This is a genomic window from Enterococcus gallinarum NBRC 100675, assembly GCF_001544275.1.
GTDB classification, from domain to species: domain Bacteria; phylum Bacillota; class Bacilli; order Lactobacillales; family Enterococcaceae; genus Enterococcus_D; species Enterococcus_D gallinarum.
In genome coordinates, this window is the sequence record NZ_BCQE01000007.1 from 105,447 (window position 1) to 129,477 (window position 24,031).

The 24,031-nt window shown below is 39.4% G+C and carries 20 protein-coding genes; all 20 read right to left on the bottom strand.

The window, feature by feature from the left end; translation table 11 throughout:
* Positions 1 to 8: 8 nt before the first annotated feature.
* Positions 9 to 716: an EAL domain-containing protein gene (locus tag EG2_RS05435; protein ID WP_060813849.1), complete on the bottom strand. Its 708-nt coding sequence runs from the start codon at positions 714 to 716 to the stop codon at positions 9 to 11.
* A complete protein-coding gene (locus EG2_RS05440) occupies positions 716 to 2,257 on the bottom strand; it encodes a TIGR03766 family XrtG-associated glycosyltransferase (RefSeq protein WP_060813850.1) in 1,542 nt (513 codons plus the stop codon). Before EG2_RS05440 ends, EG2_RS05435 begins: the two co-directional genes overlap by 1 nt.
* 13 nt (positions 2,258 to 2,270) lie before the next feature.
* Positions 2,271 to 2,642, bottom strand: a complete 372-nt coding sequence (locus EG2_RS05445) for a 6-carboxytetrahydropterin synthase (protein WP_021150448.1) — start codon at positions 2,640 to 2,642, stop codon at positions 2,271 to 2,273.
* Between the two features lie 6 nt (positions 2,643 to 2,648).
* Positions 2,649 to 3,983, bottom strand: coding sequence for a TIGR03111 family XrtG-associated glycosyltransferase (locus tag EG2_RS05450; protein ID WP_060813851.1), 1,335 nt, complete (start codon positions 3,981 to 3,983; stop codon positions 2,649 to 2,651).
* Positions 3,983 to 4,585, bottom strand: coding sequence for an exosortase family protein XrtG (xrtG, locus tag EG2_RS05455; RefSeq protein ID WP_060813852.1), 603 nt, complete (start codon positions 4,583 to 4,585; stop codon positions 3,983 to 3,985). Before xrtG ends, EG2_RS05450 begins: the two co-directional genes overlap by 1 nt.
* Before the next feature lie 457 nt (positions 4,586 to 5,042).
* On the bottom strand, positions 5,043 to 5,669 hold the full coding sequence (locus tag EG2_RS05460; RefSeq protein WP_060813853.1) for an HAD family hydrolase: 627 nt from the start codon (positions 5,667 to 5,669) through the stop codon (positions 5,043 to 5,045).
* Positions 5,670 to 5,679: 10 nt separating this feature from the next.
* Complete coding sequence (locus EG2_RS05465; RefSeq protein WP_060813854.1) at positions 5,680 to 8,406, bottom strand: sigma 54-interacting transcriptional regulator; 2,727 nt, start codon at positions 8,404 to 8,406, stop codon at positions 5,680 to 5,682.
* A 369-nt stretch (positions 8,407 to 8,775) separates the two neighbouring features.
* On the bottom strand, positions 8,776 to 9,741 hold the full coding sequence (locus EG2_RS05470; protein WP_374188595.1) for an SIS domain-containing protein: 966 nt from the start codon (positions 9,739 to 9,741) through the stop codon (positions 8,776 to 8,778).
* 54 nt (positions 9,742 to 9,795) lie between these two features.
* On the bottom strand, positions 9,796 to 10,608 hold the full coding sequence (locus EG2_RS05475) for a PTS system mannose/fructose/sorbose family transporter subunit IID (protein ID WP_060813856.1): 813 nt from the start codon (positions 10,606 to 10,608) through the stop codon (positions 9,796 to 9,798).
* A gap of 12 nt (positions 10,609 to 10,620) precedes the next feature.
* On the bottom strand, positions 10,621 to 11,388 hold the full coding sequence (locus EG2_RS05480; protein WP_060813857.1) for a PTS mannose/fructose/sorbose/N-acetylgalactosamine transporter subunit IIC: 768 nt from the start codon (positions 11,386 to 11,388) through the stop codon (positions 10,621 to 10,623).
* A gap of 12 nt (positions 11,389 to 11,400) precedes the next feature.
* Positions 11,401 to 11,871, bottom strand: a complete 471-nt coding sequence (locus EG2_RS05485) for a PTS sugar transporter subunit IIB (RefSeq protein ID WP_060813858.1) — start codon at positions 11,869 to 11,871, stop codon at positions 11,401 to 11,403.
* Complete coding sequence (locus EG2_RS05490) at positions 11,868 to 12,284, bottom strand: PTS sugar transporter subunit IIA (protein ID WP_060813859.1); 417 nt, start codon at positions 12,282 to 12,284, stop codon at positions 11,868 to 11,870. Before EG2_RS05490 ends, EG2_RS05485 begins: the two co-directional genes overlap by 4 nt.
* A gap of 437 nt (positions 12,285 to 12,721) precedes the next feature.
* Entirely contained in the window at positions 12,722 to 13,057 is a 336-nt protein-coding gene (locus EG2_RS05495; protein WP_060813860.1) for a nucleotide pyrophosphohydrolase, read from the bottom strand.
* Between the two features lie 277 nt (positions 13,058 to 13,334).
* Complete coding sequence (locus EG2_RS05500) at positions 13,335 to 14,258, bottom strand: DUF5655 domain-containing protein (protein ID WP_060813861.1); 924 nt, start codon at positions 14,256 to 14,258, stop codon at positions 13,335 to 13,337.
* Positions 14,259 to 14,325: 67 nt separating this feature from the next.
* Complete coding sequence (locus EG2_RS05505) at positions 14,326 to 17,475, bottom strand: type I restriction endonuclease subunit R (protein ID WP_060813862.1); 3,150 nt, start codon at positions 17,473 to 17,475, stop codon at positions 14,326 to 14,328.
* A 12-nt stretch (positions 17,476 to 17,487) separates the two neighbouring features.
* Complete coding sequence (locus EG2_RS05510) at positions 17,488 to 18,645, bottom strand: restriction endonuclease subunit S (protein ID WP_060813863.1); 1,158 nt, start codon at positions 18,643 to 18,645, stop codon at positions 17,488 to 17,490.
* The gene (locus EG2_RS05515) at positions 18,635 to 20,230 is read right to left on the bottom strand and encodes a type I restriction-modification system subunit M (RefSeq protein WP_060813864.1); all 1,596 of its coding nucleotides are present in this window, start codon (positions 20,228 to 20,230) and stop codon (positions 18,635 to 18,637) included. The genes EG2_RS05510 and EG2_RS05515 overlap by 11 nt, the downstream gene beginning before the upstream one ends.
* 272 nt (positions 20,231 to 20,502) lie before the next feature.
* Complete coding sequence (locus EG2_RS05520; protein WP_060813865.1) at positions 20,503 to 21,189, bottom strand: M23 family metallopeptidase; 687 nt, start codon at positions 21,187 to 21,189, stop codon at positions 20,503 to 20,505.
* Positions 21,190 to 21,244: 55 nt separating this feature from the next.
* Positions 21,245 to 22,015: a MerR family transcriptional regulator gene (locus tag EG2_RS05525; RefSeq protein WP_060813866.1), complete on the bottom strand. Its 771-nt coding sequence runs from the start codon at positions 22,013 to 22,015 to the stop codon at positions 21,245 to 21,247.
* A gap of 10 nt (positions 22,016 to 22,025) precedes the next feature.
* Entirely contained in the window at positions 22,026 to 24,011 is a 1,986-nt protein-coding gene (locus EG2_RS05530) for a HelD family protein (protein ID WP_060813867.1), read from the bottom strand.
* Positions 24,012 to 24,031: the final 20 nt, after the last annotated feature.

Genomic DNA, 24,031 nt, shown 5'->3' on the forward strand with positions numbered 1-24,031 from the left:
CACACTCCTTAATAATCGATGGTCAATATTTTTTCCGGTGTCGAGTAGAGATAGCCTTGATGATAACAACAAACATTTGTTTCTAACCAACTAGCAAATTTTTGATTTTCAATTCCCTCAACGACAAAAGTCTTATCTAATTGGACAGCGATGCTTGCAAACAGTACGATGATTTTCTGAAGAATATCTTCTGAAACCTTCTTTTGAAAAGACAATGCCGAAAATTTGACGATCTGAAAGTAGTTCTTCAATTCCAGAACATTGTCCAAAGAGTTGATGCCTTGGCCAATATCATCTAGCGCGATTTGGTAGCCATATTGAGCGATTTTCTTGAAGGCCTCCACATTGACTGCGGAAAAATAAGGGTAGTTTCTCTTCATAGGCGGTTTTTCTGTGATCTCAATAATCAATCGCTGCTTGTATTCCTTTAAGTTCTCAAGTAGATCAAAGGTCTCTTCGTACTCCAGTTCTTGCGGGTCGAGATTAAAACTAAACCGCTTCGTCGGGTTGGCTTCTAAAATTCGGGTCAATGTTTTTTGCAGCCATTTTACATACTGTTGATGCTCTTCCTGCTGGCTGATCATTGATAAATAAGAATCTTTAGGGAAAATATTTTTATTGTCTTCTTTTCTCAACAATAATTCAAAAAAAACAATTTCTTTCGTCTTTGCCTGATGGATCCCCTGTCCATAAAATTTCAATTCATCATAATTCATTATTTATCCCCCTTGATCCCTTGATCCAGTGTAAAAATTCGCTTAACAAAACGTATACTATCACCCATCGTAAGGCTTGCCAATAATAAAAAGAATGGTAAAAACTGAATCAAATAACGACTGCGCCCACCTTCGAACAAAAGCAGGAAGAGGAAGCCGCCTACCAAACTCAACCGAAGCATCTGTTCGTACTTGCCTTGCCGTTTCCAACCAAAAGCGATGATAAGCAAGCAGATCACCCACCAGATTTGTGCCATGAAACGAAAATCGGCAATTCGATTCCCATATAAATAATAGCCTTCTTGCAGCCAGCGGGTAAAGCCTTTGCCCTTCGGAGTCTCTCCTTCTTGAATGAACGAACCTTCTTTCAACCACGCAAACGTCCCATCGGCGGTATTGTTGCGGTGCTTTTGAAAAAGAAAGCTGATATAGCCAAGAACACCTCTTTCTTTTAGCCGCTCTTGGATTTTCTCTTTGGAGTAATCGATTCTTGCTTGTTTCGTTGGCAATTCTGCCATTGCTTGCGCATCTTCAGGACTATACCCGCCGTCATTCGTCAAGCCAATATTCATGAAATGGATCATCGGGATGGCCCGACTTTCGTCAATGGCAATGTATTGTTGATTTTCTAATTGATGATTGCATAAAGCATACGTGCCACCAGCCGTAATCAAAGTAATCATCAGCAAAACGATGCGCCCTTTTGATTGCCATTTCTTGGCAAAAAAGCTGATTGCTTCGATCAATAGAACAGCAATCAGGAGGATCAACGCCGAAGGTTTGATGAAATAACCGACTACCGCAGCAATCCCCAAGCCAACTGCACCTAACAGGTTATACTTTGTCGGAATCTCTTTTTTAATCATAATGGCATAGAAGAATAGACTTGCTGAAACAAAAGGTAGAACCCACGTATCTGTATAAGGCACAATGATCGAAGGAAATACCAGCAGCCAAATCCCATGAAGATAAATAGCGGGCACTAAATATTTTTTGCATAGCAAACGAATCGTCAGTAAATTGAATAGGGCTGAAAGATTGACTAAGAACAAGGTGACAGAATCAAAGAACAACCAAGAAGTTGTAGAAAACCATTCTGCTAATTGATGCTGCCATAAAAGAATCGGTAAATTATTTTGGTTCAAACTATAATAAGCAACGATCTCAGGATTCGTCGTGTCCGTCAAGGCATCATGGATAGCCGCGACATCCCAGCCGATCGCCGAATGCAAAAACGAGACGAAGACGATTTGCCAAGCCAATACTCCTAGGACGAATACCGTGACTGTCACATAGCGATGGGTCACAAAAAGCCAAGTTAAAAACTGCTGGACTTTTGGATAACAGTACACCGCAATGATGAATGCAATGGCACCCAAAACGAAAAACGTGGTTGCTAAAGTGGTGCTTGTTCCAAAGACCGAGTTATCTCCGATCGTCATATTTGGTGAAATCAAGGCAAAGATCAGTGTCAACCCAAAGAATAAGCAAAATAGACCATTGATGATCCAATTACCTGCGATAAAAAATTTCGATTTCATTTTCCACCTCAACCTATGCTTGTTTTTCAATGCAATAAAAGCGAGTAGGTGATTCCCCTACTTCGATGCGAATCAGTTCTGTTTGGATCGCTGCTAGTCGTAGGGATAATTGGTCATAAAAATAATTGGTCACATTTTCGACAGAGGGATTGATTTCCAAAAAGGGCGGCATTTCGTTCAAAAAACTACCAGAGAAAGGTTGGAAAAAGTCTTTCAGCACCCCTTCTATTTCCTCAAAAAGATGCATCTCATCATCTTGAGATTTGATTTCACAAATAATTTCCCATGTATGGTTATGCTTGGCACCCATGCCGCCTTCCCAGCGCATCGCATGACTAGCATTCACATGAGATTTAAATTTATAGATACAGCGTTTTTCTGCCATTTGGAGTCACTTCTTTCTAATTTTCATTATGTCTTGGGTGATGGTCTCTTTGATCTGGCTCATTTCTTTAGTGATTGGTGTCGTATTCCATTTTGCAGGAGACGTGATTCCGTTAATGATTCCAATCAAACGGAACCAAGAGACAAGGAAATTGTAAAGTGGAAACGTAATGACCTCTCCCCATAACTTCATGTAAAATCGCTGGTCAGATTTAAAAGATTTCAGGAGTAAAGAGATACTGATAAATTTGAGCAGCGAGTCAACGAAATAGAGTAGGTAAATCAGCAAATACGACAGCAACAATATTTTGGCCGTATAACCAAAAAACAATAAAACGGCGCTGGCAAAAAGCCAAATCATTTTTGGAAAAATGAATGTATGGTCGATGATCAGGCGACGCACCAGAAAGTTTTTAAAGAAATTCCCTAAACCGACTTGTTCTTCGGAAAACTCTTTTGCTACTTCTACCTCACCTCGTTGCCATCTTTGCCGTTGAATATATAATTCGTCAACACTTTGGACTGGTTCAACATAAAAAATAGCATTCTCGCACAAGGAAACTTTTTCTTTCAGACGATGCCTGATTTGAAAGGTCATATCGGTGTCTTCCCCAACAGTGTCTGTATTATAAAGATGCGTATTGACCAAAACTTCTTTTCTAAAACCAGAGAAAGCACCGGCCATTGTGAACAATTGATTGTTCAACGCTTCGACATTTCGTCCAGCCAAAAAAGACTGGGCATACTCAATGTACTCACTTTTTTGCAGCCAGCGAATCATAGGCGATTTGGTCTTTTTGATTGCTTCTTTTTGCGTTAAGACCGTACCAGACATTGCGGAGATACTGTAGTCATTCTCAAACTTCAAAACCATGTTCATGAGTGCCGTAGGTTCCAAGAAACCATCGCTATCAATATTGATAATGTAAGTACCAATACTGTCATAGATCGCGGAATTCAACGCCTGGGCTTTGCCTTGTTCAGTGCGGATCCAATGCATATTCAGCTGATTGAAGTGATTGTGCGCCTCATTGAATACTGCAAAACTCTCATCGGTACTGCCATTATCTGCTAAGAGAATTTGAATGTTTTCATTCGGATACGTCGAATCATTGATCGAACGAATGCAGGCATACAGTGTGTCTGCTGAATTATAAACGGGTACGATCACTGAGATAAAGGGCAGTTTTTCTGGAATGTCCAGTTGCTTCTTTTGGAAGTTTTTCACAAATAAATAACAGGTAGAATAGATTCCCGGAATAATTTCTACGAGTAAGGGAATCAACAGCCAAGTAATCCAGAACCCCATTTGCGTCAAGGTTAAATTGAATAAATAATCCATCAGTACTCCCCTCTTCTAAACAAGCGATTCTTCTTTTCATACAAACTTCTGGCGACTTGAGAATACGTGAATGTATGATAGTACAATGTGATCACAAGCCCATAGAAGAACAATCGACCCAAAATCGAGTGAGCGAGGAAATAAGCATCGCTGCCGCCGAAATGAACAAATGCCACCACAAAGAGTAATCTGATAACATTACTCACAAAAATCCACAACGTCCCAAAGAGAGCATAAAACACTTTTTCCTGTCGATTGTATAAAGGATAAAATGCCAGCAAGCCTAGATAAGCTGCCGTTTCGATGACGCCTGAACACTCGTAATCAACATACAAAGACATCTGCTCTTTGGCGCTGTGGATCACAATCAAGCTATACTGACTAAATTCTTCCGTCACATTGGCAAAAGAACCAAATAAATCCACGACTTTGATCACTAATTGTGTCAAAAACCAAACCCAGTAAGGTCGACTGAATACAATCAGTAAATAAAACAGCCCGACACTTCCCAGAATAAAATAAAAGGCTGAGAGTTTGGAGCGTTTCATCACAGACAACAAATACAGCCAAACAACTATGCCAATCAATACGTATATGTTCATTTTTCAACCCTTTTTCTTTTTTATTTCATCCTAATCGTTGCAACAGTCACTATGATCAACAAATAACAATCTTTTTTGAGTGCAACCTATTAGCCACTTTGTCTATTTTACACACTTGAAAAAATGTAAGCAATCAAATTTATTTCAGAAAATGGTCCGTTTTTACATTGTAAATCTGTGAGGTTTACTTGGCAATAGATTCTTGCAAATATTAAAATCCTCTTATTTTTTATTAGCAAACAACCAAAGGACTTTTGTTTAATGCTTAAAAGACTTAGTCCAGCACTTCGTCTTTTCCTGATATTCATCGAATATACCAAAAAAATCCTGCTAAGTACACTTAGCAGGTTAAACTGATTTACAATCCGTATACACAATGGAAAAATGCAACGCTGATTTAGGGAAAATATTCATAGATAGCTCGTTTTAAAAAGGAGGTTCGGAGAATCACTGTTTGTTAATCAATGAATAAAGATAACAATTGACTCAAGTCTTCGATACACTGATCCGCCTGACTCTGATCAACATCAAAGGGCTGCTTCAACGCAATCGTATAAATACCAGCTGCTTTGGCAGATTGGATGCCGATTGTTGAATCCTCTACTGCTACAGTCTTCTCGCAGCCTATATGGCTTTGTGCCAATTGATAGATCTCCGGGTGGGGCTTGCTTTGAGTCAGCTCTTCCCCACTGATCACATAACAGAAATAAGACTGTAACTGGCAGGCGGTCAACATCTCGTCAATCATCTGCCGCGGAGAAGAAGAAGCAAGAGCCATGCGGGTGCCAGCAGCTGATAATTTTTTAAGAACCGGTTTTACTTCTTTTCTTAACGCTTGTTTGAAATCAATGGGATGCTGCTTTTGATAAGCGCGATAGGTTGTTTTCAGTTCTGCTCTCAAAGAAGGATTCTCTGGAACCAGCGTCTGCCAAATCTCTGCTTCTGTCTTTCCCACATAATCATTGATTGACCGGGATCCTGGTGACAACTGTACTTCCGCAAAGAAATTCATCCTGCGATTGAAATAATAGACTTCACTATCGATCAGTACCCCATCCATATCAAAAATAATTCCTTTTTGCATACCTCTGCTCCTATCCTTCAATAATATCGTTCAGCAAGCGCACTTCCAAATCAGGGACTTGGATCGTATATTCTTTCTCGATATTACTGAATGCCAAATGAATCAACTCCATTTGTTTTTTATGTTCTTTTTTATAAGCCGCCAGATCTTCTTGTTCATCGACAGACTCTTTGCGTAAAATACGTTCGATCATACAACAGCAGTGTAAATACAAGAGAAACAGTTGATTATTTGAAAATTTCTGTGTTCTTAGTTTCTCGATTTCACTGATGGCCGATTGGACCGACGTCAATACTTTATCCGCATCTAAGATCGTCAAGTTCTCAACGATTTTACTGAGGGAAAAATTAAAGATCAGATCTTCTTTTAGCGTCTCCTCTTCAATCTCAAAATTGCCATAAAGGCAATTGATAAAGGTCCCGATCGCCTCCCCATTGATCAAACAGTCTAACCCAATATAAGGAACATGGGGGATCTGCGGATTCTCTGTGCCAACGATCATTAATACATCATAGAGTTGAAAGGGAATCTCATAGTTTTTATTCTCAAATAATTTTTTATAATCGTAGGGAATGATCTCTAGCTCCTCAGCTTTTTCTCCCAAGCAGCGAATCAAGATTTCTTGAATCTGTCTTGCACTGCCGATTCCTGTGTAACAACAAGTGATGATGGCTTTTTTCTTCTTGACGACAGGAAGGACTAATTGCTTCTGAATCGCAAACTGTGATTGGATTTTCTCATTGATCTCTGTCAAACTGTTCCCTGACAATACAGCCTGTCCCACCTCCAATAATAAGGGAGTGTTCACATGGTCAATAATCAGTAATGGTCCTTTCAGTTGCTTTTTCAACGACTCGCCCAATTGGTTGAGAGAACCCATATCGACTAATAAAATCAAGCCATGATCGGTGCGGTTCTCGCTGATATAACGAAGGATCTGTGCTTCTATTTTACGCAGTGAAATATCGATCGGCATATCATAGGCTTGAAAGACATTTTTCCCCAATATCCGATTAGCTACATTTGCCAAACTGCTAGCAGTCGAATACCCGTGAGCCAAGACCACACTTTTGACACCGGTTTGAACCGTTGTACTATTCAAGCTATAAAAGAAGATCGTCATAAAATAGATATCCTCTTCTTCGACTTTCAAGTCTAGATTTTGAGATAAATGGTACAAGATCTTTTTCGCGTAAAGGTACGGCGTCTCGGCAATATTTTTTAAAAATTCATGGAATGTCTCCTTCAATGCCAGATTGTCTTTTCGATCATCAAAATAGGCATAATTGCCTTTGATATAGAGATAATTTGCCAATGTGATTACACGATTGCCGTCTTGTTCAAAGCCATAGCTGTCATGGAGAAAATCGATAGTTTGACGGATATGATACACCAATACCGAATAAATCGAGTGTTCCTCATCATAGGACTCTTGAAAAATAAACGCATCCATGATGCGGGTCACTTTCTTCGATAGCCGATTCATGTACTCTTTGAAGTTTTTGTTGTCATTGATTACTTCAGTAAATTCTAGAAACATCTCATCAAAAAATTGGATCAGCAGATCGTTGCCGTTCGTACTTAAAAGATTTTTGTTCTTATCCGTAGGTGAATAGTACCGATCGCCGGAATTTTTTCGAGGTTTTGTAAAATTTTCTTTGAATTTGCTGCTGTATTCGATCGGCATATCCAATAATTTGATCTGGATCGCGGGCTTCTGTTTCTGATGGACATAGGCATTGCCGCAAGCATACTTAATGATATTCTTGATATTGCCCACGTTGCCATCAAAATCACTGTTCATCAAAAAATCGATCAATTGATCAGAAACGGTCAGATTCCGATTTAAGATTTTGCTCTCATTCAGGAAAAATTCATCAATCAGCGCTAGCCTTTCTGATAAAGGGCGTTGCTGAAAGGTAGGCAATGTAACGATTACTGGCAGCCTTCGCAGAAAGGTGGGCAAAAAAGTGGTGTAAATGTTCTCTGTCGTCGCAAAAATCAGCCGGACATTGGCTTTTCGACGGACACTGTTATCTCCCATCGGAGAATACTCTCCCGTGTCCATAAAGGTGAACAGTTTCTCCTGTCCTTCTTCTGATAACCGGTGGACTTCATCTAAAAAGAGAATCCCGCCATCCGCTTTTTCAAGTAGGCCACTATGGTGCTCATTGGCACCCGTGAAAGCCCCTTTGGTATAGCCAAAGAGCGCAGCAGACAGCAATTCCGGATTATTAAAATATTGGGCACAATTATAGGCAATGTAAGGACTTTTCGGCTGCAAGACGTGTTCTTCCAACGCATAGGCATAGATTTTACTCGCCAAAAAGGTCTTTCCTGAACCGCTGGCACCTACTAACAGCAATGGCAATCCCTGATTTGGATAAAGCACCGCTGTTTTTATTTGATCAATGCTCTCTTTTAAACTTCCCGTTGCACCAATCACTTTTTGAAAAACGGACTCAGGAGCGTTCTTTTTTAGAAAATCAAGGGAGTCATACTCACTCTTATTGAGGGCATAGCCTTGATCTTCTAAGCCTTTTCTATGTAAAAATAAGACGGGATACGTTTTGACTTTGATCAATTCACCTTGCCGTACACCTTCATTCAGGTAGCTGCTGACTGTACTACGATTCAGATTCATTGCATTGGCAATCTTATTTGCCGAGAAACAAGCCGCATCGATCTCTTCAATTTTTGAAGTCAACTTAAATAAATAATTGTTTAACGTCTTCATATTTGCCACTCCCTCATTGAATTTACGCTCTTTCCAAGATCCATTTATTTTACCTTATCTTGAGGCTTTGATCTGAGAAAAACCAAGCGATTTCTCCTAAAATAGCAGATCATTATCACACGAATCCCGCTGCTAATTCTGACTGCAAAATTGTTTTCCGACAAATATCGATGCAAAGAACCTGCCTCATCAGCGACACAACAAGGAGATTTGTACCGACTCTCCGAATCAAAGAAAAATCGCAGGAAGGATGGTACTATTCCAACAAATCCTCTCGCGACACTGTCACGAGAGGCCTCCATCTTTGCGATTGTTGGGATCATTTCGTCGGTTATTGACTTCAATCACCGTTTTTTAGTAAGTTCTTTATTAGTAAGTTAGTTTCCACATGTAACGTCTTTTCGTCAAAGGATGTTCTCTTGCTTCAGAAAGTTCTTCTGCATAGACTCTAAACACAGCGGTGATCACGAATGGGTTGAAGTAATCAAGCACTTCTTTGCTGATATGAGCCGACAAGCCATAGTCTAAAGCATCGACTACTTCTGTTTTCGTATCAAAGCGTTCCAAGAAGGTTAATGCCCGTGCATCGATCTCTCTGGTTTTTCCATCATTCATCAATAAGATAAACGGTACATCTTTGTCCACGATCTCGAAAGGTCCATGGAAAAATTCGCCAGAATGGAATGTACCTGAATGGATCCATTGCATTTCCATCAGCAAACAAATCGACGTGGAATAGGCTACTTCATGGGTCGCACCGCTACTCATCACATAAATGACTGGTTCATCTTTGAAGCGTTGGGCGAAAGCTTTTGCTTGCTTACGGGCAGATTCGGCACTCTTTTGTGATAAATCATAGATAGTAGCAAAACCTGCCATCATAGCATCATAGTGTTCATAGCCTTCGATTTGATTAAGCAATTCAACCGCTAATTCCAAACAGAAGCCGGTCTTCTCCAGTTTTGCGGCATAATTTTCTGCAAAGCGATGGTAGATAACATAATCTGCATCTTTTGTTAACGGTGAATCTACGCTTCGTGTTAAACTAATGACAGTGGCACCTTTTTCTTTCGCAACTGTATTTGCTTCAACGGTTTCAGGAGTCGTACCTCCTAAAGAAGCTGAAATAACGACAGTCGTTTCATCAAGGGAAGCAGGTGTCGCATGATTGAATTCGTTGGCTGTATAATGACTGATCCGTAATTGCTTCGCATTTTGGTCGAGAAAATACTTAGCGGGATATAGGTCTGCTTTAGAGGCGCCGCAGCCAACGAAGACAATCGATTTTACCTCTTTCTCTTTGACAATTTCTTGGACAATTTGTTTTGGATTCATTGAATGAATTCCTCCTTTAAATTTTTAACCATAAACCATAAATGGTTGGTTCACTTATGCAAGTATTCCTAAAAGACTCATCACGATCCCACCGATCAAACAGATCGCTAACATCCACCCTGTTTTCACTTTTTTCTGCAACAGCCAATACATCAAGAACGTGATGCCTAATGGCAGAATCTGAGGCATGACATTATCTAAGACATCCTGTAGCACGAATGCTTCACTCATTTGAATCGGTGTCGTAATCCCGATCATACTGGCGATCATGGAGCCAATTACCATCAATCCTACAATGGAACAAATGTACATCACCTTGTCCATCAAGCCTTCTTGATAAAGTTTGGCTAAATACTTGTTTCCCATGGTGTAGCCGATCTTGCCCCCATAATAAGTCACAAAAAAGGATGGCAAGAAGGAAACGATCATGGCTAAGATTGGGCCCAAGATACTGCCTTGCTGGGCTAGGTTGATTCCTAGACCAAATGCCAATACGCGAATGGTTCCTTGAAAGAAGGAATCACCCACCCCTGATAAAGGTCCCATCAAAGAAGTCTTCACCGCACTAATAGATTCCGGATTGAAACTAACTGGATCTTCGTAATATTGTTCTTCCATCGATGAAGCTAATCCTAGAACAAAGGCACTTGTTTGCGGCGTACAGTTGTAGTACATCATGTGTCGTTCGTAAGCCTCTTTTTTTCTTTGCTCATCTTCAGGATTCTTATAGATGGCATCCAAAATCGGTGCGATACCATACATAAAGCCCATATTCATCTGTCTTTCATAGTTCCAAGACGCTTGAATCGCCCACGAACGCCAGAAAAACTGACGATATTTCCATGCATTTGGATCTTTCTTTTTCATGAATGAACCTCCTTATAAGTCATCTAATGGATCTGGGTCTTGCGGCTTGCCTACTCGATTTCCTACTTGAACCATGACAAAAGCCACAATACAAGCAAAGGCCGCAACTCCAGTCACACTTAAACCAGAATAAGCCGTGATCAAGAACCCTAGAAATAGAAATGCGACCATTTTTTTCGTCAGCATCGTTTGCAGCAACAACGCAAACCCATAAGCTGGCAAGATCTTACTAGCCACCGTCAAGCCATCTGTCAGCCATTGCGGAATAGCCTCAACGACTTGTGTGACTAAGTTCGTGCCAAAATAAATGGCCATGAATATCGGAATGAAATACATCAGTGCGTATAAGCCAGTCCCATAGAAAATATGAATTCTTCGGGCTTGATTAAACTTCCCTTGCTCAATAAATTTGTCTGCCGCGTGTGTCAAATTCGATAAAATCGTTCGCATGAGAATCCCGAGCATTTGTCCTAAAACAGAGATTGGAATCGCAATCGTCAATGCAGCCTCTGCATTGGCATTTGATAAAATAGCAAAAGATGTCGCAATGATCGACGCCATATTCATGTCCGGTGGTGCTGCCGCTCCAATATTGACAAGTCCCAAAGACATCAATTCCAATGAGGCACCGACGATCAACCCTTTTTCCAAATCTCCTAACGCTAGACCAACTAATGTACTAACGATCAAAGGTCGCTCAAAGTTCAACCTTCCCAACAGCCGTGAATCCAAAATACAAAAAACACCAATTAAACCTAATACAATCGACCGAATGAGCATTTTTTTCCTCCTTTATAGCATTGTATTTAAATCCTCTTTCTTAGAGGTTGGTACCTGCTGCATGTACTGCACGATCCCCAGATCTTTCATTTTGCGCGCATCTTCTGCTTCCGTATCTGTCAAAAAAATGGCATTGCTGTATTGCTTTGAGCCGGCTTTTTTGATGATTCCGCCATAATTGATCTCTTTGACTTTAGGATATGCTTCGATAAATCGCCGCGTCTCATGGGTATTCCCAAAAATGATCATGATGTTTTCGGCAAGTTGTTCGATCTTAGGCATTTTAGCGATCAGTTGATCCGTTGCTAAAATCGTTAGCTTGATGCCCGCCGGTTTGGAAAGATTCAACGACATCTTCTTGAATTCATCATTGGCAGCTTCATCGTTTGCGACAATAATGCGGTTGATATTAAAAAATTTACTCCAAGAAAAAACAACCTGACCATGTAACAAGCGATGGTCAATCCGTACTAATTTGATCATAATTCATCCTCCTCTGCTGTTGCTTCGACTAGTAATTTCTTGCAATTTACAATAGATTGTTGACTTTCCTGAATAATAGCTGCTAATTCTTCTTGCGAGACTCGGTTGACTTGTGTAGCAAGTGTGATCACCAATGGAAGATTCATTCCAGTGATCAGTTCCAAATCGGGGTGCTCTTGAACGACCCCCAGCAGGTCGTTGTTGACACTCCCTCCAAGAATATCTGTAAGAATATATGTGTCTGCCAAGTCTACTTTGGCTAATATATTCTGAATTTGCTCTGTCATCGGTTGATCTTCGTCTCGAAAAGCAGATAATGCATAAATGTTCGAATGATCTCCTATAATCATTGCAGCAGTCTGTTTTAATCCTTGAGATAACTCTCCATGGCTTGCTAGAATGATTGTTGCCATATCATTAACCCTCCTGTCTGTTTACACCTTTCTATAAGCAAAAGGCGTGCCAACTTTCTAAAGCGCTGTCATGGCAAGGATCATGCCGGCTCTCAACACTGGAAAAAAGCGTGCTGAGAGAGTGTTGGGTGGGAGTGTTGGACAAAAAAGCTCTTGGAAACATTTCCAAGAGCTTGAAGTATTGTTATTGGTTTAAAGTTTTTTAGAACCATTCACGTCCGATAATTGCCTGTTATACAGTCAAATGAAAGAGGTCTCTCTATTAAATTGGTAATGTTAGCCTTTGCCAATAGCATGGATCAATCAGGAAGATTCTCCTCATGCAATTCCTTGATTAAGCGAGAGTCACAAAAGCCAGAATGTTTGCTGGCATCGGTGTATAGAAAGGTCAGCATCCATTATCTCCCTACTATCTGACTGCCAAGCCAAAATTCGACTCACAACTCCCGATATTTCTTCTTAGAATCCTTGCTTTGTTCCACCGGATATTTCACTGCATTTTTCTGCAGTTTCTCTTTGATGATCTCATCGATATCTAGCTTTAGATTATCCGCCAGCATATAACTGTAGATCAACACGTCGGCAATTTCTTCTTTAAGATGCTCAAAATCTTTCAGCGCCTCTTCCGAAGACTTCCATTGAAAGATCTCCAGCAATTCTGCGGCTTCGATGGAAATCGAAAGCGCCAAATCTTTCTCATTATGAAATTGACGCCAATTCCGTTCATCACGAAATTTATTGATTAATTCCATGGAGGTTTCTTTGTGAATCATATTTTCTCCCTTTGCTCTAATGAATAGCTTTCTTGCTCTTTTGAGATAAAGTGTCGGATAGATTAATTGACTAATAACATCTTTACCTTCTCGACTTCATTTTATATCTAGTATTGCTATAATTTGAAGTTAACTTCAAATTATAGCAATACTTGGAACTTTCTTGAAGCTTAAAAGGTAGTTGTTATTATAAAATTAGTTTGAAATATCGCCGTAGCTTTCTGATAAATATGAGTAAATCTATTCCTTTTAGATTTCTGTCTAACACTACTTACTTCTATTCTTGATATTTGTGATACTTCCATGATTGTTTAATCAAGCTAGCAATATACTCAATTTCTTGATTATTTCTCATGATGACCTCATAGTCCCCGTTTCCCCAATGACCAATTTTACTCACATCTCTTGCTAAATTTCGTGAATCATTTAATTCACCTGATTTCAAGTTAATCCAAATCTTGAGAGAGCTTTTTTGAATTTGAATATCAACAATATTTCGCTTTAACTTGAATGAATTGTAATGCTTAACCGCTTTTACTTTAATATCATTATCCCAAGTTAATATAATATCTTTTAATTCTTTATAGAGATCCTGAATTTCTTCTGAGCCTTTTAACATATGATCTTTCTCTGTATAAAGCCTAATTTCTTTTGACAATCCACGTTCTAATGCTTCATCATCACTTTGTTTAGGCGAATTTATATTGCTTGTTTTTGTTAATGATTCAATAGTAACAAGATCATTCATATATTTTTTAGCAATTACTAAATCTATTGGTAGCTTGGGGTTATTAATTGCTCCATATTGATACTCTGTATATTCATTTGCCACAAAAATAATACGAGTCTGTGACCAATCAATATCAACAATTTTTTTTAACTGATTTGGATAATACTCATTGTACTTTAAAACAAAATCGCCCTTATGAGCCAACAAAGTATTAAGATAGGCATACCCTTGATCAATTAGACTGTATCGTTTTCCTTTTTTATATTCAATTATTACAAAACTTTTAGTATCAGAATCATAAGCTACCGTATCTAACCGAAAATTACCTACAGTAAATTCTGAAGCAACAAAGTCCAAATTAAATAATGTTTCTAAGTTTTCCTCAATGAGTTCTTGCAATTGCTTTTCTTTAGCAAAAACTTCTTCTTTAATTTCTTTCATTTTCAGGTTGCTCAATTGATAAAGCGCCAAATAACTCAACCACCTTTTCAGAAAAATAAAAACCAGCTACTTCAATTACTATCCCTTCATTCTTTACCTACCTTAGTTCATTTTCTAGAGGGATCAAGGTTTCATCCAACACTGTTCTCCATGCTCGTTTCATTTGTTGTGGGTATTGGAATGGCTTCGCGGTTGGATGTTTTTCTTTGTAGGCCTCAAAATCTTTACTTTGGATAATCCCTTTCATATTCGGAATAGGATCTTCTCCAACAACATATTGAATACTTGAATAGTGAAGTTCATTTGCAGAAACATTCCATTCATTTGAGAACGCATGAATCATTTGATCTCTTGCTTGCACAAAGAAGCGACGTTTGATGGCAAAAATATCTTCTTTCACATCAAGCTCTCCGGAATCTATGGCATTCAAGATTTGTCGATACACTTCTTTGACGCACTCAGTTTTGTTTAATTTCTTCAAAGCTTTCTCAATTTCTTCACGTACATCTGAACTATTGGCTGCATAAGTACCTAATAATTGATCAATATATGAGGAGTCAATGTCATACAGTCGGATTGAATTGTCGCTATAAAACTCAATAGCTGAAAAATTCATACCTCCTTCTTCCTCTTGCTCATCTACCAAAGAACCCTTGATTGTTTCATAAAAGCCAACTTGTTCTTCTAAGATAGAAACCTGTTCTTTTAAAACATCTGATTGTTCCATCTCTTCATTGTAATTGTCATACGTAACCAATGCTTCATAAGCCTTATTCAACTCTTGAAAAGTTTTCACATAATCTACTCGGGTTTCTATCGGAGTATTTTCCGTTGTTCCAGGTATTACAGTAAATGTTTGTAATTGCTTATATGCCTTTTCAAAGCGTGCTTTTGATTCTTCATAGGTTGGATAAATCAGCCCAGATTCTTCTTGTGCTTCCGAATATAGTTTTGTTGCTTCCGCCACATTATATTCCATTGTCGCAGGTTTTCTAAATGTAACGACTAGCCCTTTCTTCTTCTCGGGATATGTGCGATTGGTTCGTGAGAAGGCTTGAATCAATCCTGCATATTCTAGATTTCGATCGACAAACAATGTTTGGATCGTAGGGGCATCAAACCCTGTTAAAAGCCGATCAACGACAATCACTAAATCAATTTGCTTACCGAATTGCTTAAATTCCGCTCGTTTCCGTGCCAAACGATTATTGATATCTCCGTTATAACGTTCAATTTCTGCGATTGTCCATGCTGTCTGGTAATACTCATTGTATTCTGAAATAATCTGCTGCATTTCATCTTGCTTTTCTTTGGCACTTGCTGCATTCTCATCCATAGAGTATGTAATGGCAATTCGCGGAAAATCCGGGTCCTCCATCGTTCTTCCTTCACGAATCGGTTGATCAGGGAATTCTTTTTGAAGCCAATCTGATTCTTTCGTCATTTCTTTGATCGCTTGATAGTATCTCTTTGCCATATCAATGGAGCTTGTTGTCAAAATAGCAGACTTTGTTGGTCGTCCATTTCTAAAATCGAATTTTGTATAGGCATTATTAGGACGAAAGATTTTATGGATCACTTTCTGAATATGCTCGTCTGATTCATAAACATTTGGCTCAATATAGCTCTCCTTTTTCATTTGATCCATATTATCCACGATCAAATTGATTTGTTCTGGAGAGTATTTGGCATATTTTTCGACTTCAAGTAATTTCTGGTGAATGCGATTATCTAGAGAAGTCGGCTCAATGGTATTTTCATGCTCCACTTGAAAGCCTAATACCGAACCATCTTCTAAGGCATTCTTGATTGTATAGGTGTGCAAGACGTCCCCATATTGGTCTCGAGTAGTACGAGCCAATTGTCCTTGTGCTTGCTTCTTATTCACTTCAAATATCGGCGTTCCTGTAAAGCCAAACCAAGTAGAGTTAGGAAAGAACTGTTTGATTTCCTCCATATTTTCAGCACTTAAAGCGCGGTGGCATTCATCCACGACAAAAACAATATGTTGCCCAATCAGCTTTTCAAATCGCTTTGTTCCATTTTTGGCTTCTTGTTTTTTGGCATATTTCAAAGCTGCATCTAGCTTTTGACGGGTGGTAATAATGATTACATTGGCGTTTGCATCAGCTAGAAGCGTTTTGCCTAGTTCTTTTGCATTGCCAGTTCCGACAATTAAACTATTGGCTTTCGCATCCCCAGAAGATATTCCTGTATTAAATTCTGAGGCAAATTTTGTAAATTCATTGGTGGTTTGATTATCTAAGTCCTTGCGATCCACCAGCATAATCGTACGATCAATACCAGACTTGCGCGCTAAAAGTTTAGTTGCAACAAAACTTGTCAACGTTTTTCCTGAACCAGTTGCATGCCAAACATAGCCGGATTGATGCTTATTGGCCGCCACAAATAGTGCCTCGATCGCATGTACCTGATAAGGATGTAAGACCATTAAGGTTTTATTGTCTTGGTCTTCACTCACAATCGTATAGTTAGCGATAAGACGATGCGCATCTGGGATATTCAACACTTGCTTACAAAACTCATAAAGATTATCTACTTTTTTGTTGTCTCTTGTCCGCCAACTAAACAAAAATTTCCGATGCATGTCTTTAGGCATTGCATTGGAAAAATAGCGCGTCGTTTGTTCATTTGAGACAACAAACAATTGAAGCGTCGAAAAGATGTTGTTACGAAAGACGCCTTCTTCAGCATATTTTTTTATTTGGTTAAAGGCTTGAAAAACACCATCTTTTGCTGTGACCTGCTTTAATTCAACTTGAACAATTGGCAAGCCACTGATCAATAATGTCACATCAAAACGGCGGTCGCGTGCGTCTGCACTACTGCCTTGTTTGGCAATTTGATTCACAACTTCATATGTCGATAAGCCTCCACCTACGTCTTGGTTGGAATAAAGAATCAATGAGATTGATCCTAAAGAAGCATCTTCACGATCAATCTTGATTCGAGCAATACCATTTTCTCCCTTCAACCATTTCGCTGCATCAAAAGGCGTTTGAGTTTTCAATAATAATTCTGTTTTAATGGTTTCAAATTCTTTATCAGTTAAAGGATGTTCACCAATTTCTGAAAGATTATTATGCGTAATCTTCTCACGGAGATTTTGCCATAAATCTGCTTCGGACTTTAACTCTGGTCGGTACACCCATTGATTATGTCCTTCGCCTAATATATGAATCAGGTGATTTTCCACTTCTGCTTCGTCACGATGGTTTCTTTTCATTCGCTCACCTCCTTAGACAAATAATTTTTGTAGAAACCCTTTTTTGGTTTCTTTTAGCAAATCGAGCTCACGCTGATGAAGAGCGATCGTGTCGTCGAGTTGTTTGAAGAAGGTGCCGATTTTTTGTTGTTCCTCTTCACTTGGAGTAGTAATTAGAGCTTCTCTAATATCATTTGAGTTAATACTTTCAAATGTTGAACCTGTACTAAATCTGCTCCAAAATCCATCTTCTTTCATTTTTCCAAGTTGATGAAAAATAAAATCATTTCCTTTAATTGCTGCAACTCCGCGCCCTATAACCACATCATAATCAGTTTTTCCAATATCCCCCACTGGAGCACGAACACTTAAAATTAAATCACCTTTTTCAGCTTGCTTTGTAACCTGTGTTGTCCAAACTCTTGGTACAACTCTGCTATTTTTCATGTCTGCATTTCCTTGAACCAAGATGTAGTCCTGTGGATTCTTTGTATAATTTGCTGAGTTTGGAGACTGCCCCATGGTAATTCGTACTACCTCTCCCAACTTACGCTGTTCCCATTCTTCAGTAAATCCCGGGAAACGAATTTCTGGAACTTTTTCTCCTTCTTTGGGAAACATTTTTTGTAAAAATCCTTTTTTGGTTTCTTTTAGTAGCTCTAGCTCACGCTGATGAAGAGCAATAGTGTCGTCTAGTTGTTTGAAAAAGTTACCGATTTTTTGTTGTTCGTTCCTATTATCAGGAACAAGAAATTCTGTTTCTGCTACTTTTTTCCAATCTGATCGAGGCATTTTTGTACCAGAAGTATCGTTAGCTACTCTTTGGTATTTATCCGATTGAATCAAAGAATAAATAAAGTCGGAATCACTTTTTATAACTCTGAAAACCCAAAAGTCTCCCAGTGCTACCCCTGTAAAAGAGGGTTTGAGCCAATTTTTCAAATATGGACGCAACTTTCCATATAAAATATCATTTGGTAAAAATTCTACTCCTTTTCTATTGTCAAACTTCTGACTCACATCTTTATTAAGTCTACCTTCTCCTGCTAAGATATCTTCAAATTCAATTTTTGGAAGACTGTTGGAGTTAGTAATTTTATTGACTCTAACTACTAAATTATTAAACTTACGCTGTTCCCATTCTTCAGTAAATCCCGGAAAACGAATTTCCGGCATATTCTTATTCGTCATGTTTAAACACCTCTAACGCACCTTGGAGCCATTCTTTATTTTCATCATTTGTCTCAAAAGCAGCGATGGTAGAAAACAACTCTTTCTCTAACGCTTGTTTTTCTTGGCGAATTTGTTTAACTTCATTCCCCACATTCTTCATATCAATACTTTCTTCTTCTTCAAATGTATCAACATAACGAGGAATATTTAAGTTATAATCATTTTCTTTTATCTCATCAAAACTGGCTAAATAAGCATATTTATCTTCAGTTGCTCTATTTTTGTACGTCGAAACAATTTTTTCAACGTTCTCAACTGATAATTTATTTTGATTTTTTCCTTTAATAAATTCTTTGCTGGCATCAATAAACAAGACATCCCGTGTTTCACGATTTTTCTTCAAAATAATCACTGTTGTTGGAATCGATGTACCAAAGAAAAGATTTGCCGGCATTCCTATGACTGCATAAATGCTACCATCTTCAAGTAATTTCTTCCGAATAACCCCTTCAGCTGCACCACGAAACAGCACGCCATGAGGCAAGACAATTGCCATTGTTCCGGAATCTTTTAAATGGTAAAAGCCGTGAAGGAGAAAAGCAAAGTCGGCTTTAGATTTTGGTGCTAGCTTTCCATATCGGTTAAAGCGTGAATCATCTAGAAAGGTTGCATCTGCTGACCATTTCGCTGAATATGGAGGATTCATAACTACTGAATCAAATAAATAGGGCTCATCAGTAGGCCAATCTTTATTTAGCGTATCGCCGTTTCTCAAATTCATATCTTCTGCGTCTACACCATGAAGAATTAGGTTCATTTTTGCTAAATTAAAAGTCGTGGTATTCATTTCCTGACCATGATACTTGACATTCTCAGGATATTTCAAATAATTCCGTACATTCAGCATTAAAGAACCTGATCCCATCGTCGGATCGAAGACGCTAAATAATTTTTTCTCTTCTTGATCGATGGTCACGATTTGCGCCATCATTTCAGAAACCTTTTTTGGTGTGTAGAATTCGCCAGCTTTTTTTCCGGCTTCAGAGGCAAATTGGCTGATTAAGAATTCATAAGCATCACCAATCACATCACCATCATGCCCTAATACATCAATATCATTCAATTTCTTTAATACTTCTGTTATTGTGACATTTCGTTGCTGATCATCTGAACCAAGTTTTTTTGATTGTAAATCGACATCATCAAACAACCCATTAAATTGCTCGAATTTTGAAGACAACTCAGTAAAGCCTTTGTTCAAATCATTTAACTGAAAGATATTTTGTTTTGCTTGATCAGCTAAGACGTTAAACAAGCGATTGGGTTCGATTTCATAACCCAGAGTATCCACAATCGTTGCTAACAAATCTTCTCTTGAATCTTCATCTGCTAGTAACGCTTGATACAATTCTGTCTGTTTTTCAACCTCGTTATATTCTTCTAAGGATTCATCTGCTAATAGCACAACCTGTTGCAATAATTTATCTGAAAGATATTTGTAAAAAATCAATCCTAAAAGATAGTTTTTATATTCTGATGCATCCATTTTGCTGCGAAGATTGTCCGCTGCACTAAATAGACGCTGATTCAATTCTTGCCCCACTACATGCACACTCCTATATTTCGTTCTTTTTCCTAATTTTATCACTATAAAGCACAAAAAGAAGAAGTTTCGGGTAATTTCTTCTTTTTATGCTTTCTTTGATTTTTATTCATTATGTTATCAAAAATGTCTTCTCTATCCCTATCAAGTAACTCTCCAGCAATAGAAATTTTGCATAGAGATACATCCCTATTATAAGAAACATACGTTCGATAAGCAAACAGATAATTAAGAGAAATGAGATGCCTCAATTGGGAAAATGCCTCTTTTCCTCAAAACCTCACCCGATCTGTATCCGAAGGCAATTGATCATAGACCATTTTCCAATGATTCTCCTGATAGAGTTCATACTTCTCGAAGACGAAGGGTAAGCCTTGGGCATGGGCAATGTCGTCGCTGTCCATGACTTGAAAGTGCAAATGAGGCGAGGTGGAGTTGCCAGAGTGACCGACGTTTCCTAGAAACTCGCCTTTTTGCAACTGTTGACCGACAGCTACAGCGATGGAATTGGTCTGCAAATGAACGAAAGCAAGATAAACTTGTGGGGCGTGTTTCACGATTAAATAGTTGCCAGCAATTTGGCTAAAATCGTCTTGGTATTCATTAAAGGTGCGGGCATTTTTGATTGCGAGAACGCCGTCGGATATCCAATGAACGGTTTGCCTTTCAGGAATGCCGTTAACCACAGCAATGACTTCACCATCACATGGGGCGTAGATTGGTTGACCCCAACAGTAACAGTTTGCTAATGGCACACCGGATAGGAAATATCTAGCAAAAGAGGTATCGTAAAACGGCTTATGGGGCTTGTCCCAATTGACTTGGACAAAATCAAAGGCATACCTCATTCCCATACGGTTGGTTCCATGACTGGGGACGCGTTTGACAGGAGTCGTGGGGGCTTGCCACTCTCCCCTTAAGGGAAACTCGATGCGGATGGGGCTTTTGAATGGATCCATGTTTTTTCCTCCAATTCTAAAGATGGTTCTTCTCGTTGCACTTTTGTACCAGTATTCAATGGCTGCTGGGTGGGCGTTCTAACGTTTTAGAGAGTTTCTGTAATTGCTTGATTTTGGCTGTTAATCCGAGGGCATTTTCTTTGGCTTTTTCTAAGGATGCAATCAAACGGTCACAGACAGAAATGATGTCTTCGTCAGGATCAGGTTGGTTTAGAACAGATTTAATGTCTGGTTCTTTCGATTGATCCAGAGAATTGAGCAGTCGCAAGATGGCTTCTAATGAATAGTTGGCAGAGCGTAGAATCCGAATGATTTTTAAGCGGTTCAAGTCGTCCATTTCATAAATACGATACCCATTCTGACTGCGCTTTAAGGTAAGAAGTCCGTTTAATTCCCAATTCCGCAGCGCATCGGTGGTGACACCTAAGTAATCCGCTGCTTCTCTTCGCTTGAGGGAAAGCTTCCGGTCTGCGGGCTCTCCTTTCAACAAATGTTCCACGATACGGATGGCTTCTTCGGCTTGAGCGATTTCTTGATCGACCGCCACGATATACTGATCCAACAATTTTTGTGCGTGATCAAAGTCGTAATTTGCTAATGCTTTGATCATCTCGCGCATCCGCTCCCGCAGCCCAGACTGAAGAACTTCAATCCGGAAAGCGATACGTACTGTTTTGATCAATTCTAGATGGTAGTCAGTGTAGATCCGATAGCCATTCTGCTTGCGTAGCGGCGTGGGGATCAATGCCCATTCTTCATAGCGGCGAATGGTATTTGGGTGAAAGCCAACGATTTTGGCAACTTCGGAAGTGCTGTAGGTCTTCATTCTCCCCCTCCTAGCTTGTTACTAACAATGTTAGTTCATGCAGCGCCCGAGAGCAACTAGTATAAAGCAGATTGCTCTTTTTTGTTAGCTGATGTGCGTGGATATCCGGCAAGATCGCTTGGTCAAATTCTAATCCTTTCGCGAATTGAGGTGTGGTAAGGATCACTCCTTCTGCCATTGCTTTTGCCTCTTTTGTCAGGCAAGTCAAGGGGACCTCAACAAGCTGCTGTTTGATCGCAGTCATTGCGGCTTCTGTCTGACAGATAATGCCACAGGTTCGATACGATGATTGTTGAAAAGAAGCAATTTGCTGCCGAAGTTCCGTCCATTTGTCTTGCTCTTTCGTTAGGTGGATCTCTGCCACTGCTTTGCCGTGACGTTTCACCGGCTGGAGATCCTGATTGGTGGTAAAGCGTTTGGCATAGGTCATGATTTCATAGCTGGATCGGTAGCTCCTATTGAAGGTGATCACGCGGCTGTCGGGAATGATTGTTTGTATTTGGGTCAAAAAATCAGGATCCTCACTGAGTAGATTTTGGCTAACATCTCCGCAGATTGTTTTTTGACAGGGAAACAATTGAACCAGTAAATAAAATTGGAGAAGAGAATAATCTTGCATTTCATCAATGACGAGATGCTTGATTTGGTGATTTATCGGCAATCCTTCGATCTTCCATTTAAAAAAGAGATAAGGAAAGGCATCGGAATAGGCAAGCGTATTTTCTTCTCTGATCAACACTTCTTTTTGCGTGGCTAGGAATTTTTCATATTCCCTCAATGGCTGGGTGATTCCAGTTCGCTTCTTTAATTCATGGGCAATCTTTGCCGCAGATTTATTTTGATCGCCTGGCAACTCTTGGACCAAGCGTTGTGCCAATTCCTTTATTTGTTGCCAAAGGGCTGCGGTTGGAAGGTTGATAAACACTGCTTTGATTTGCTGTTTCGTAAGACAGATGCCTGGCTCGATCACTATGTCTTCACGGGACAGCTTCTCTGGGAACATTTCAAGGTACTCAGTCATGGCCCAAAAGAAGTTTGCGGATCGTTTGTGGAGATAGGACTGGGCTTTTTTCGATTGAGGATTGCTGAGGATTTCTGTGATTTCCCCTTGACGATCACCAATCACCAGTGATTCACCCATCAATGGCTGCATCAATTGTGTGATATCTAATTGAAAGAGATCATCCTCGCCTAATTCAGGCAGCACAGTGGAAATGTAATCAGAGAAGACCTCATTGGGAGATAAAATCAACACCTCCGATGCGGCGAGTTCCGCTCTTTTTTGATAAAGCAGGTAGGCGATCCGATGCAATGCGATGGAGGTTTTTCCAGAACCGGCAACCCCTTGAATCAGTAGATTTTTTGTTTTGGAATCTCTAATAGCTTCATTTTGTTCCTTTTGGATCGTGTGAATGATGGTTTTCATCTCTTTGGACGTGTGCTTACTCAGTTCATTGATCAAAAAGTTATCGTTCAAGGAGTCGTTGCTGTCTACCAAGAAACGGATTGTGCCATTCTTGATGTCAAATTGTCGCTTCAATTGCAAGCTGCCAGTAAATTTCTTTCCCATCGACTCATAATAGGCGCTTCCTAAAGGAAAATCATAATACAAAGAAGAGATCGGCGCGCGCCAATCATAGACCAGTTGCTGTCCGTAGTTGTCGACAAACCCATATCTGCCAATATAAAATTTCTCGGCTTCCTCTTCCCCATCGAATTGAAAGTCGATCCGAGAAAAATAAGGTGTTTCTTGCAGATACGACAATTTTGCGATGCGATTGGTCTCAAAGGTATTCCGCTTATCGATAAACGATAAGTTCTGCTGATGGTTATAGACTTCGTATTTGTCTAATTCGTTTTTGTAAGCCACCGTATATTTTTTGATTTCTTTGTAGGCTTGTTCATTGGTATCCATGGTTGTTTCAAGTTCTTGGATTTGCGCGGTGATCTTTTTAGTTACATTTGCTAAATAGCTGTTTTCATTGGTCATCGTCATCTCTCAAACCACCTTTCTTT

Bases quoted from the DNA above. Each gene is read 5' to 3' on its own strand.
- EG2_RS05435 (WP_060813849.1), bottom strand. From the start codon at position 716: ATGAATTATGATGAATTGAAATTTTATGGACAGGGGATCCATCAGGCA.
- EG2_RS05440 (WP_060813850.1), bottom strand. From the start codon at position 2,257: ATGAAATCGAAATTTTTTATCGCAGGTAATTGGATCATCAATGGTCTA.
- EG2_RS05445 (WP_021150448.1), bottom strand. From the start codon at position 2,642: ATGGCAGAAAAACGCTGTATCTATAAATTTAAATCTCATGTGAATGCT.
- EG2_RS05450 (WP_060813851.1), bottom strand. From the start codon at position 3,983: ATGGATTATTTATTCAATTTAACCTTGACGCAAATGGGGTTCTGGATT.
- xrtG (WP_060813852.1), bottom strand. From the start codon at position 4,585: ATGAACATATACGTATTGATTGGCATAGTTGTTTGGCTGTATTTGTTG.
- EG2_RS05460 (WP_060813853.1), bottom strand. From the start codon at position 5,669: ATGCAAAAAGGAATTATTTTTGATATGGATGGGGTACTGATCGATAGT.
- EG2_RS05465 (WP_060813854.1), bottom strand. From the start codon at position 8,406: ATGAAGACGTTAAACAATTATTTATTTAAGTTGACTTCAAAAATTGAA.
- EG2_RS05470 (WP_374188595.1), bottom strand. From the start codon at position 9,741: ATGAATCCAAAACAAATTGTCCAAGAAATTGTCAAAGAGAAAGAGGTA.
- EG2_RS05475 (WP_060813856.1), bottom strand. From the start codon at position 10,608: ATGAAAAAGAAAGATCCAAATGCATGGAAATATCGTCAGTTTTTCTGG.
- EG2_RS05480 (WP_060813857.1), bottom strand. From the start codon at position 11,388: ATGCTCATTCGGTCGATTGTATTAGGTTTAATTGGTGTTTTTTGTATT.
- EG2_RS05485 (WP_060813858.1), bottom strand. From the start codon at position 11,871: ATGATCAAATTAGTACGGATTGACCATCGCTTGTTACATGGTCAGGTT.
- EG2_RS05490 (WP_060813859.1), bottom strand. From the start codon at position 12,284: ATGGCAACAATCATTCTAGCAAGCCATGGAGAGTTATCTCAAGGATTA.
- EG2_RS05495 (WP_060813860.1), bottom strand. From the start codon at position 13,057: ATGATTCACAAAGAAACCTCCATGGAATTAATCAATAAATTTCGTGAT.
- EG2_RS05505 (WP_060813862.1), bottom strand. From the start codon at position 17,475: ATGAAAAGAAACCATCGTGACGAAGCAGAAGTGGAAAATCACCTGATT.
- EG2_RS05510 (WP_060813863.1), bottom strand. From the start codon at position 18,645: ATGACGAATAAGAATATGCCGGAAATTCGTTTTCCGGGATTTACTGAA.
- EG2_RS05520 (WP_060813865.1), bottom strand. From the start codon at position 21,189: ATGGATCCATTCAAAAGCCCCATCCGCATCGAGTTTCCCTTAAGGGGA.
- EG2_RS05525 (WP_060813866.1), bottom strand. From the start codon at position 22,015: ATGAAGACCTACAGCACTTCCGAAGTTGCCAAAATCGTTGGCTTTCAC.
- EG2_RS05530 (WP_060813867.1), bottom strand. From the start codon at position 24,011: ATGACGATGACCAATGAAAACAGCTATTTAGCAAATGTAACTAAAAAG.